We start from the raw sequence: 11,203 nt of genomic DNA, 5'->3' as shown, positions 1-11,203 counted from the left end.
CAAGAGATCGCAGCCTGCGGCAGCGCCTGCACAAATCCGCATCAGCCCGTGAATTTGCTCTATCGCCAAGCACTTCTATATTGATGAAGTGCTTTTGCGTTCCTGACGCTCAGCATCCACAAAACCGAGGAGGACATGGATGAAGTCGTCAGCCGCCGATGAACCACGAGCACCGGGCCACGCACCGATCAAGACCCGGCGTTTCAGCATCTCCCTGGTGTGGATCGTCCCGGTCGTCGCGGTGCTGGTCGGCATATCGCTGGTGGTGCACAACCTGATGCAGGAAGGCCCGACCATCGTCGTCAACTTCAAGACCGGCAGCGGCCTGGTTGCCAACAAGACCGAGGTCAAATACCGCAGTGTGGTGATCGGTCAGGTGACGGATGTCGAGTTGAGCGGCGATCAGAAGAGCGTGGACGCCACGATCAAACTGGCCAAACAGGCCGAAACCTTCACCCGCGAAGACTCGCAGTTCTGGGTCGTGCGCCCACGCATCGGTGCGGGCGGCGTTTCGGGCATCGATACCTTGCTTTCCGGCGACTATATCGGCGCCGACATCGGTCAGGCCAACAACCGCGCCAAGCATTTCAAGGGGCTGGAGAATCCGCCGCCGATCACTTACGGCGAACCGGGCAAGCGCTTCATGCTGCATGCCTCGGATCTCGGCTCGCTGGATATCGGTTCCCCGGTTTACTACCGCAAGATTCCGGTGGGCCAGGTCGTGACCTACACCCTCAATCCCGAGGGCAAAGGTGTGGACATCGAGGTGTTCATTCACGCACCGAATGACGCGTTCGTTACCGAAAATACCCGCTTCTGGAACGCCAGCGGCATCGACATCAATGTCGGCGCCAACGGTTTTGCGGTGAAGACCGAATCGCTGTCCACCATGCTGGTCGGCGGCATTGCCTTCCGCGCGCCGGATTACAGCCCCAACGACGTTGCCGCCGCCGACGACAAGGACTTCGAACTGTTCGCCGATCAGCAGACCGCCCTCGCCCCGCCCAACGGCAAGGCGCAATACATGGTGTTGCGTTTCGAGCAGTCGTTACGCGGGCTCAAGGTCGATGCGCCCGTCGAGTTTCTCGGCATGGAGATTGGCCGGGTCGTTGGAATCAACCTCGACTTCGACGCGAAAAAACGCACCTTCCCGCTTAACGTCGGGATCGTCATTTACCCGCAGCGCCTCGGCCAGGCTTACAAAAAGATGCTGACCGAATTCAAGCACGATCCCAACGACGAAGCGGCCGGTATTCGTCTGCTCGGCACCTTCGTCGACAACGGTCTGCGCGCTCAGGCCCGCAGCGGCAACCTGCTGACCGGGCAGCTGTACATTGCGCTGGATTTCTTCCCGAAAGCCGAGAAAGTTGCATTCGACGCAACGGCCCGACCGGTCGCCTTGCCCACCGTGCCCGGCAGCCTCGAACAGTTGCAGGAAAAACTCGAAGCGGTGGTCGACAAGCTCAACAAACTGCCGGTCGAGCGGATTGCCGGCAACCTCGACAGCAACCTCGTCGAGCTGCGCAAAGGCCTGCAACAGTTCAATGCGAAAACCCTGCCGGGCGTGCAGACCACACTGGCCGACGTCAGCAAGACCTTGCAGTCCGCCAGTTCGACCCTGGCCGAAGATTCACCGCAGCGCGAGAAACTCACCGAGACCCTCGACGAACTCGGGCGCATGTCGCGTTCGCTGCGCGAGCTGTCGGACTATCTCGGTCGCCATCCGGAATCGCTGATTCGCGGTCGTCCCGACAACGCAGCGCCGCTGGATCTGAAAGGACCGCCACGCAATTGAGCCCAGGAGCTATCCCATGGCTGTACCGCTGAAGATCACCATGCTCGCTGCGTTCATGCTCCTTGGCGCCTGCCGCAGCGACCCGATCAACTTTCACACCTTGACGCCGGTGGAGCTGTCGGCGTCCCGGGCCGGCGCGCAGATTCCCATTGAGGGGATCAGCGTGCCGCCGCAAGTCGACCGCCCGCAAATCGTCATCCGTCAGGGCAACAATGGCCTGGCGATTCTGGAAACCCAATGGTGGGGAGCGAGTCTGGCGGATGAATTGCGCAGTGCCTTGAGCGATCAACTGAGCAATACCGGCAGTCGTGGCAATGTTTCGGTGCGTATCGATGTGCAGCGTTTCGACTCGATCCCCGGACACTATGGCTGATCGACGTCAAATGGCGCCTGCGCCCGAGCGGTGCGGCGGACAACGCTCTGCTGACCTGCCATTCAACCTTGCAAACACCCTCCGGCCCGAGCATCGACGAACTGGTGGCCGCGCAACAGAACAACGTCAAACGCCTGGCAGCCTGATCAATCAGGCGGCGGGCAACGCTCGCTGCCCGTCAGCCTCCTGAGCCGCCGACAGCGTGACCGTGAAACGGCAGCCATTGGGCTCGCGAGTGACCAACTGAACCTGCCAGTGTTGATGGCTGCAGATCCGCTGCACCAGCGACAACCCCAGCCCAAGGCCTTCACCGCGCTGTTCGTCACCGCGCACGAACGGCTGGAACATCGCGTGACGTTTTTCTTCCGGAATACCGATGCCGCTGTCCTCGACCACAAAGCTGTCGTTGAGCAGGGTCAACCGGACAAATCCCTGATCGGTGTAATGCCAGGCATTGCGCAGCAGATTGCCCATGACCGACTGCAGGAACGTCAGGTCGTAACGTGCACTGCCCGCCAGTTGCGGCTCGTAGATAAACTCCAGACCCTTTTCGCCAATCAATCGCCCCCAGATTTCCACCTGGGCGTCGGCGATAGATTTGAGTGTGCAAGTGGATTCGGTGCCGAGCTCCTCCGGCTTGCGCGCCAGCATCAAGAAGGTCTCAACCAGTTGGCGCATTTCTGCGCTGGCCCGGGCGATGCGTTTGACCTGTTGGGTGGAGCGCGAATCCAGCGAAGGGTTGGCCAGCAACAGCTCGCAGGAACTGGCCAGAATCATCAGCGGTGTGCGCAATTCATGGCTCACGTCACTGGTGAAAAGCTTTTCCCGGTTCAGGGTTTCGCGTAACCGGCCGAGTGTCTGGTCGAAAGACAGCGCCAGCGCCCCAACCTCGTCATCGGCGTAATCCGGATGCAGCGCCGGTGCCAGTGCGATCAACTGGTCACGATGACGCACCTGCCCCGCCAGGCGGATCACCGGCGCCATGACTTGCCGCGCCAGCAGCCTGCCGAGCGCGACCGCCAGCATGACGCTGAGGATGAACCCGACTATCACCACCACGAACAGCAGGTGCTCGCGTTGTTCGAAGCTTTCCTGATTGCGCAACAGCACATATTTGCGGCCGCCGACCGCCTCGACCATCGCATAGAAGTCGTCGCCGTTGAACGTGATCTCTTGAAACCCCACGGGCAGTTCCGCCAGTTGCGGTGTCAGCGCCATGGGCCCGGGGCCGTTCTGGAAAAAAAACAGTTCGCTCTTTTCCGGCTCGTGACGCCACTGGTTGATGTCGTCCATCGCCAACAACCGGCGCAAGCCACCGCTGAGGGCGGTCATGGTCAACTTGTGCTCCACGACATGCACGGTAGCCACAATGCCCATTGCGAAGACACCGGCCACCACCGCGCTCATCAAGGCGAACACAATCACAATCCGATTGGCGAGGCTTTGCTTGAGGTCCATCCGGTTGCTTGACTCCAGTGCTGATGTCGGGGACTGCAAGCCGCTGCGCCACGACGTTATCCAGAGTCGCAGCTTCGCCTCGACTGGCGCTGTTGTTAAGTGGCCCTAATAAACAAAACGAGTATTTGAGTTTATTTATCAAATAGACTTTTCCGTTAATGCCTGCGCCGCTCTCGCAAATTTTTCACATGTTCTTCACTGCACCGCCACGACTCTGAACGTAGTGTTCAGCAGCCATTCAAGCAGACCACCGTAAAGTAACTAACCTCCTGGAGCTTACGTTGCACTTTGCGTGTGAACTGAATGGAACTCGGGAATGACAAGGGGCAACGTCGTGGTTGAATTAGCACAAGTACAATCAGCACCCAAGAGGTCGTACCTCTCGCGTCCGCGTGCCTGGGCAGCCATCGCTGTCGGCGTGTTGGTGATCAGTCTGATTTGTGGCTTTGTCTGGCTGCAGCGTTCACCGGCCAACCTGCGCTATGTCAGCGCATCTGCCACCCAGGAGTGGGTCAAAGCCTGGCAGGCTGGCGAGGTCGTCGCGCTGGTCCGCCATGCCGAGCGTTGTGACCGTTCGAGCAATGTTTGCCTGGGGCCGGCCGACGGTATCACTCAGCTGGGCAGTGTCTCTGCAGCCTCCGTGGGCCGGGCCTTTACGCAACTGGGAATGCAGCAGACTCAGGTGTTCACCAGCCCGCTGACGCGCACTGCACAAACGGCTCACTACATGTTCGGTCGCGACGCAGTGGCTGCGGAATGGCTGGAAACCTGTGGCCCGACGATGCGCAATGAAGTGGTGGCGCACAAGACCGCAGGGCAGAACATGATCCTGGTGACCCACAGCGGCTGCATCGCCGATTTCGAACGGCAAACCGGTTACCCACGCGCGGTCGCCGCCGAATATGGCAGCACGGTTTTAGCTCGAATAGATGCGCAAGGCAAACTTGAAGTAATCGGCATCATGAACCCAGAAGGCTGGCAACGATTGGCCAAGTAATCGTCAGACTTGATCAAGTAAAAAATACTTGGGCAATGCTCTGGCACAGAGCTATTGGCGCTTATGAAATTGTAATAAGAAATTTTTTTCACTTTGAAAAACTGGAAATATTTCATTTTAAAGCTTGTCTTTCCGAGGAGAACTTAACGCTGGAAGCAGATCCGTTCTCTGAATACAGGACACGCCCTTCGGACGTGCTCGCCTCTGCATTCATTCAACCCAGTGCCGCGCCTGCAACGGAAATCGCCAGGCGCAACACTGAAACGCACACTTTGTACTGCACCAAGGTCCAGTCATGACGTCTGAGAACAAACCGTTGCACCATGCAGCGTTGAATTTGCCGCGCCTCCACCAGAGCACCCTGATCGAACGCTTTGCGATACCCGGGCTGGTACTGGCATTCGTGGTGTTTTATCTGCTGCCGCTGATGACCCACGGCCTGTGGATTCCCGATGAAACCCGCTATGGGCAGATCAGCCAGGAAATGCTGCAGAGCGGCAACTGGGTGGCGCCGCACTTCATGGGGATTCGCTATTTCGAAAAACCGATTGCCGGCTACTGGATGATTGCCATCGGCCAGGCCATTTTCGGTGAAAACCTGTTTGGCGTGCGCATCGCCTCGGCGCTCAGCACGGGCGTGAGCGTCTGGCTGGCCTATCTGCTGGCCCGTCGCCTGTGGAACAACCCGCGAATCAGTTCCGCTTGTGCCCTCCTTTATATGAGCTTCGGCCTGATCGCAGGGCAGGCTGGCTATGCCAACCTCGATCCGCAATTCACCTTGTGGGTCAACCTCAGCCTGGTGGCGATCTGGTTCGCCATCGACAGCAATACCCCGCGCGCGCGTCTGGGCGGCTGGGCATTGCTGGGATTCGCTTGTGGCATGGGCCTGATGACCAAAGGTTTCCTCGCCCTGATGCTGCCGGTGCTGATTGCCCTGCCCTACATGATCTGGCAGCGACGCTTTGGCGAGCTGGTGCGTTATGGTCTGGTCGCCGTGGCGGTGGCCTCGCTGGTCAGCGTGCCATGGGCACTGGCCGTGCATTACCGTGAACCGGATTTCTGGCGATTCTTCTTCTGGCACGAACACATCCGTCGTTTTGCCGCCGGCGAAGATGCACAGCACGCACGGCCATGGTGGTTCTACCTGCCGTTGCTGTTTGCTTCTACCTTGCCGTGGGCCCTGCTGTTGCCTTCGACGCTGCTGCGCACCTGGCGCGAAAAACGCGATCCGAAAATCGCCTTCCTCGCCTTGTGGTTCCTGCTGCCGCTGGCATTTTTCAGCGCGAGCAGCGGCAAACTGCCGACCTACATCATGCCGTGCCTGCTGCCGTTGGCCCTGTTGATGGGCTATACGGTAATGAATTGGATAGCCGACCAGAACGGGCGCGTCTTGCGCATCAACGGTGTGGCCAACGTGGTGCTGGCCATTGCGGCGCTGGTAGCACTGATCTACCTGCAAGCGACCCGTGAAATTTACGAACACACCGAAATGTTCAGTCTGTCGCTGGGTTATATCGTGTTGCTCGGCTGGCTCATTGCCGGCGCGCTGCAAACCGTGCGCCCACTGACGCTGTGGGCGATGCCGGCGCTGGGCATCGGCTTGCTCGTCGCACTGCTGCCTGCCGCCATGCCGGCGACCATCGTCAACAGCAAGATGCCGGATCAGTTCATTGCCGAACACCAGCAGGAACTCAGCCAGACCCGCTCGTTGCTGAGTAACGACCTGGGGGCGGCTTCTGCGTTGTCATGGCGCTTGCGTCGCCCGCAAGTCGACCTGTTCAACACCGTTGGCGAGCTCAAGTACGGCCTCGATGACCCGGCCATGGCGTCACGCAAGGTCAGCCTCGCCGGTGTAGGCGAGTGGATGACCGAAGCGCGCAAAAAAGGCTCGGTGGGTGTGGTGATGCGCGTCAACAGCACCTCCGACGAACAACAACTTGAGCTGCTGCCGATCGATGGTCAGCACTTCCGGCGCGGCAACCTGGAAATCTTCATTTTTGCCCAGAGCAAACCATGACCGCAGACAAAAAAGATCGGGGCGCGTTGCTGCTTCTGCTTGCCGCGACTGCCCTGCTGTTACTGCTCGGTCTGGGGAGTCGTGAGCTGTGGGGGGCGGAAACCCGCTGGGCTAACATCGCGTTGCAGATGTTGCAGAGCGGCGACTATTTCGACCCCTATCTCAAGGGCAGCCCCTATTACGACAAGCCGCTGCTGTCGTACTGGCTGATCACCGCCACCGCCTGGTTCACGGGTGGACTGGGGCATTGGTCGTTGCGCCTGTCATCGGTGATTTCCGCGTGGTTCAGCGTGTGGCTGGTGTACCTGATCGGCGAGCAACTGTTTCGCAAAGGCACCGGGTTGATCGCCGGCTGGATGCTGGCGACCACGTTCTACTTTGTGTTCTGGGCGCGAGTCGCCACTGCCGACATCCTCACCGTCTGCGGTGTGCTTGCCGCGGTCTGGTGGTACTGGCGCGGCCCGGATGACACCCGGTTCTGGCGCTACGTGGTGTTCTTCGGTTTGCTGTCGCTGACCTCGCTGTTCAAAGGCCTGATCGGTTTCATCCTGCCGGGGCTGGTGCTGCTGCCGCACCTGCTCAGTGAGCACCGCTGGAAACGTCACCTGAACCTGCGACTGTTCGCGGCGATAGTGATCGCCGGGGCGTTTTACATGACGCCGTTCGTGCTCTCGCACTTCTACGGCGCGCCCAACTACGAACAAAGTGGCCTGGGGCTGGTACTGCGTGAAAACGTTGTGCGGTTTTTCCAGCCGTTTGATCAGTTCGGGCCGATTTACACCTACTTGATCTACCTGCCGGTCTACACCCTGCCCTGGGCGCCGTGCTGGTTGATCGCCTTGTGGGTGGCCGCGCGCAACTGGAAGCACATCGAACCGGATACCCGCTGGCTGATTCAAGGGCTCGCGTTGCTGATGCTGTTCTTCACCGCCAGTGGCAGTCGCCGCAGCTATTACGTCTTGCCGCTGGTGCCCTTCGCGCAACTGCTGGGTGCCTGGTGGGTGGCCCGGCGCATGGCCGCTCGCCACAGCGAAGGCCGCGGGCTGAAGTTCGGTTTCGCTGCTACCACCGTGTTGCTTGCCGCGATCCTGGGTGTGCTTTACCCGTGGACCAACAGCGGCGGCGGTGTCATCCGTTTCGGCGAACAGGTTCGCGAGCAGGCCAGCCAGCAGGCACCGTTGAATCAATGGCGCATGGTCATGGTCGAGGTCGACAACAAAGTGCCGATGTACCTGCAAACCGGTGGTGCACCGTTCTACTACGTGCCGGAAACGATCCAGGACTTTCCGCACAATGGTGACACAGCAACGCTGATCGCCTGGCTGGAACGCACCAGCGGAGAACGGTGGGACCCGCAACGCACGATTTTCGTGGCGCAATACCGTTCCGGCGACGCCGTGCCGCTCGATGCATTGAAGGCTGACCATCAGGTCATCACCACCACGCCCACCCGTGGCGAGCAGGTCTTTCACGGGCGGGAAGACCAGAGCGTGGCCTACATCCCCCACTCCTGAGCGATGACGTTAAGACAAAAGTAGAGAGTCGCGGTAAATTTGAATGGCAATGACAACTATTAACGGCTTCTTTGACGTTTTTTTTCTCATTTGCCACCCTACATTGCCGCGACTCGACACTTGCAAATCGTTCGCATTGTTTCCTGCGAGGGTTTGCTCATAACGTCTGAAAACAGGAGCTGCCCGAATGAATCCACGCTTTCCATCCTTCTTCAAGCGCGCATTGCTGACCACCGCGTTGCTCGGCACCGGGCATGCTGTTGCCGCCGACTCGGTAGGTCTGGTGGTTTACAACGCGCAGCATGAAACGCTGACCAAGGCCTGGGTGGCCGGTTTCACCGAGGAAACCGGGATCCCGGTGACCATTCGCAACGGCGATGACACCGAGATGGGCAACCAGCTCGTGCAGGAAGGCGCCGCCTCGCCGGCAGACGTATTCCTCACCGAGAACTCCCCGGCGATGGTGCTGGTGGACAACGCCAAACTGTTTACGCCGCTGGCGCCCGCGACCCTTGAGCAAGTCGACGCTGCCTACCGTCCGGCCCACGGCAATTGGGTCGGCATCGCTGCCCGTTCCACCGTGTTCGTCTACAACCCGAGCAAACTGACTGAAAAGGACTTGCCCAAATCCCTGCTCGACCTCGCCACTCCGGCCTGGAAAGGCCGGTGGGCCGCCTCCCCGGCTGGCGCCGACTTCCAGGCGATCGTCGCCGCTGTGCTGCAACAGAAAGGCGAAGCTGCCACGCTGGAATGGCTCAAGGGCATGAAGACCAACGCCACGATCTATCGCGGCAACAGCGCGGTGCTCAAAGCGGTGAACGCCGGGCAGATCGACAGCGGCGTGATCTACCACTATTACAGCTTCGTCGATCAATCCAAGACCGGCGAGAACAGCAAAAACACCCAGTTGTACTACTTCAAACATCAGGATCCGGGCGCGTTCGTCAGCACCTCCGGCGCTGGCGTGCTGGCATCGAGCAAGCATCAGGATGAAGCGCAGAAGTTCGTCCAATACATCACCAGCAAGGAAGGTCAAGAAGTGCTCGAAACCGGCACCTCCTTCGAATACGCCGTGGGCAAAGACGCGCCGTCCAATCCGAAGCTGACCCCGCTGAAAACCCTCGATGCGCCGAAAGTCGATGCGTCGACCCTCGACAGCAAAAAAGCCGTCGAGCTGATGACCCAGGCCGGGTTGCTCTAAGTGATGCCCAAAACCTTGCCTGCACCGGCCGTGGTGACGGCCCCGGCCAACCTCCTCCACCCGCCCCGCACGCTGGCCGGGCGCGGCAGTTCGTGGGTGGTGAGTTCGGCGGTGCTGGTGTCGTTGCTGTCACTGCTGCCGATTGCCTTCGTGATCGGCGTGGCGTGGTACACCGGTTGGGCGACCCTCGAAGCCCTGGTGTTTCGCCCGCGAGTCGGCGAGTTGCTGATCAACACCGTGCTGCTGGTGCTGATCACCTTGCCGCTGTGCATTGTCCTCGGGACAACCCTGGCCTGGCTGACCGAACGCAGCAATCTGCCCGGCCGGCGTCTGTGGTCCCTGCTGGCGGTTGCGCCACTGGCCGTGCCGGCGTTCGTCCACAGTTATGCATGGGTCAGTCTGATTCCGTCGATCCACGGTCTGCCGGCCGGCGTGCTGGTGTCGGTGATCGCCTATTTCCCGTTTCTGTATTTGCCGATTGCCGCGACCTTGCGCCGTCTCGATCCGGCGATTGAAGATGTCGCTCAGTCCCTCGGGCTGAAGCCGTGGGCGGTGTTTTTCCGGGTGGTGTTGCCGCAACTGCGGCTGGCCATCTGCGGGGGAGCCTTGTTGGTCGGCCTGCATTTGCTGGCCGAGTACGGCTTGTACGCGATGATCCGTTTCGACACGTTCACCACGGCGATCTTCGATCAGTTCAAATCGACCTTCAACGGCCCGGCCGCCAACATGCTCGCAGGCGTTCTGGCGCTGTGCTGCCTGGCGATGCTCACGGCGGAATCCGCTGCCCGTGGCCAGGCGCGTTATGCGCGGGTCGGTTCCGGCAGCGCCCGGGATCAGCGCAGCGTGCAACTGGGGCGCGGCGCGACAACCTTGGCGCTGCTGCTGCAAACGCTGACGTGCCTGTTGGCACTGGGTGTGCCGTTGCTCACGTTGGGCCGCTGGCTGGTGGCCGGTGGTGCGCAGGTCTGGCAAGGCGACGAGCTGTTGCCAGCCTTGCTGCAAACCCTGTCGTATGGCGTGGCCGGCGCATTGTTGACCAGTGTCGCGGCGATTCCCATTGCGTGGCTGTCGATCCGCTCTCCGGGCAAACTGCAGCGCTTGCTGGAAGGCTGCAACTACATCACCAGTTCACTGCCCGGCATTGTCGTTGCTTTGGCGCTGGTCACCGTGACCATTCATTTCGCCCGGCCGATCTACCAGACCACCATCACGGTGCTCTTGGCCTATCTGCTGATGTTCCTGCCGCGGGCGCTGGTCAGTCTGCGCGCCGGTTTCGCGCAAGCCCCGGTCGAGCTGGAAAACATCGCACAAAGCCTTGGCCGCTCGCCGTTGCGCGCATTGTGGCTGATCACTGTGCGCCTGGCGGCTCCCGGCGCGGCGGCAGGTGCGGCGCTGGTGTTTCTGGCAATCACCAATGAGCTGACCGCGACCCTGCTGCTTGCGCCCAACGGCACGCGCACCCTCGCTACCGGGTTCTGGGCGATGACCAGCGAAATCGATTACGCCGCCGCAGCGCCTTACGCGCTTTTGATGATCCTGCTTTCTCTGCCGCTGACGGCCATTCTCTATCACCAATCCAGGCGTACCGCTGGCCGATGAACGCTCTCGAACTGCACAACCTCAGTAAAACCTTCGGCGCGCAAAAGGCGCTCGACGACGTCAGCCTCAACGTGCCGACCGGCAGCCGCACGGTGATCGTCGGCCCCTCCGGTTCCGGCAAAACCACGCTGTTGCGGATGATCGCCGGGTTCGAATTCCCCGACAGCGGCAGCCTTACGCTCAACGGTCAGACGCTGGTGGACCGCAGCCACGCGGTGCCGGCCTATCAACGGCAGATCGGTTACGTGC

At 60.5% G+C, this 11,203-nt stretch carries 8 protein-coding genes and 1 pseudogene; 8 read left to right on the top strand and 1 reads right to left on the bottom strand.

The annotated features are described in order from the left end of the window. The first annotated feature begins 139 nt into the window (after positions 1-139). Positions 140-1,795 (top strand): intermembrane transport protein PqiB, encoded by a 1,656-nt coding sequence (locus HT737_RS01505; RefSeq protein WP_182401112.1) that lies wholly within the window; start codon positions 140-142, stop codon positions 1,793-1,795. Between the two features lie 16 nt (positions 1,796-1,811). Beyond that, positions 1,812-2,358, top strand: a pseudogene (locus HT737_RS01500) (membrane integrity-associated transporter subunit PqiC). On the opposite strand, the gene HT737_RS01495 reads toward HT737_RS01500, so the two are convergent. Next, complete coding sequence (locus tag HT737_RS01495) at positions 2,319-3,626, bottom strand: HAMP domain-containing sensor histidine kinase (protein WP_182401110.1); 1,308 nt, start codon at positions 3,624-3,626, stop codon at positions 2,319-2,321. The pseudogene HT737_RS01500 and the gene HT737_RS01495 overlap by 40 nt on opposite strands. Before the next feature lie 316 nt (positions 3,627-3,942). Here HT737_RS01495 and HT737_RS01490 point away from each other — a divergent pair, with 316 nt between their 5' ends. The 6 genes from HT737_RS01490 to HT737_RS01465 form a co-directional block, all read left to right on the top strand. Next, entirely contained in the window at positions 3,943-4,623 is a 681-nt protein-coding gene (locus tag HT737_RS01490) for a histidine phosphatase family protein (protein ID WP_041063825.1), read from the top strand. A 295-nt stretch (positions 4,624-4,918) separates the two neighbouring features. Continuing rightward, entirely contained in the window at positions 4,919-6,640 is a 1,722-nt protein-coding gene (gene arnT / locus HT737_RS01485) for a lipid IV(A) 4-amino-4-deoxy-L-arabinosyltransferase (RefSeq protein ID WP_182401108.1), read from the top strand. Then, the gene (locus tag HT737_RS01480; protein WP_182401106.1) at positions 6,637-8,154 is read left to right on the top strand and encodes a glycosyltransferase family 39 protein; all 1,518 of its coding nucleotides are present in this window, start codon (positions 6,637-6,639) and stop codon (positions 8,152-8,154) included. The genes arnT and HT737_RS01480 overlap by 4 nt, the downstream gene beginning before the upstream one ends. A 187-nt stretch (positions 8,155-8,341) precedes the next feature. Next, positions 8,342-9,355 carry an iron ABC transporter substrate-binding protein gene (locus tag HT737_RS01475; protein ID WP_182401104.1) on the top strand — a complete coding sequence of 338 codons (1,014 nt, stop codon included), beginning with the start codon at positions 8,342-8,344 and terminating at the stop codon, positions 9,353-9,355. 3 nt (positions 9,356-9,358) lie between these two features. Further along, positions 9,359-10,954 carry an iron ABC transporter permease gene (locus HT737_RS01470; protein ID WP_182401102.1) on the top strand — a complete coding sequence of 532 codons (1,596 nt, stop codon included), beginning with the start codon at positions 9,359-9,361 and terminating at the stop codon, positions 10,952-10,954. Then, a partial coding sequence (locus tag HT737_RS01465) for an ATP-binding cassette domain-containing protein (RefSeq protein WP_182401100.1) occupies positions 10,951-11,203 on the top strand: 253 nt, incomplete at its 3' end. The genes HT737_RS01470 and HT737_RS01465, both read left to right, overlap by 4 nt.

The sequence above is a fragment of the Pseudomonas sp. MD195_PC81_125 genome (genome assembly GCF_014060985.1).
Taxonomy (GTDB): domain Bacteria; phylum Pseudomonadota; class Gammaproteobacteria; order Pseudomonadales; family Pseudomonadaceae; genus Aquipseudomonas; species Aquipseudomonas parakoreensis.
This window is presented reverse-complemented; position numbering and strand designations above follow the sequence as displayed.

Bases quoted from the DNA above. Each gene is read 5' to 3' on its own strand.
- arnT (WP_182401108.1), top strand. From the start codon at position 4,919: ATGACGTCTGAGAACAAACCGTTGCACCATGCAGCGTTGAATTTGCCG.
- HT737_RS01475 (WP_182401104.1), top strand. From the start codon at position 8,342: ATGAATCCACGCTTTCCATCCTTCTTCAAGCGCGCATTGCTGACCACC.
- HT737_RS01505 (WP_182401112.1), top strand. From the start codon at position 140: ATGAAGTCGTCAGCCGCCGATGAACCACGAGCACCGGGCCACGCACCG.
- HT737_RS01480 (WP_182401106.1), top strand. From the start codon at position 6,637: ATGACCGCAGACAAAAAAGATCGGGGCGCGTTGCTGCTTCTGCTTGCC.
- HT737_RS01470 (WP_182401102.1), top strand. From the start codon at position 9,359: ATGCCCAAAACCTTGCCTGCACCGGCCGTGGTGACGGCCCCGGCCAAC.
- HT737_RS01495 (WP_182401110.1), bottom strand. From the start codon at position 3,626: ATGGACCTCAAGCAAAGCCTCGCCAATCGGATTGTGATTGTGTTCGCC.
- HT737_RS01490 (WP_041063825.1), top strand. From the start codon at position 3,943: ATGACAAGGGGCAACGTCGTGGTTGAATTAGCACAAGTACAATCAGCA.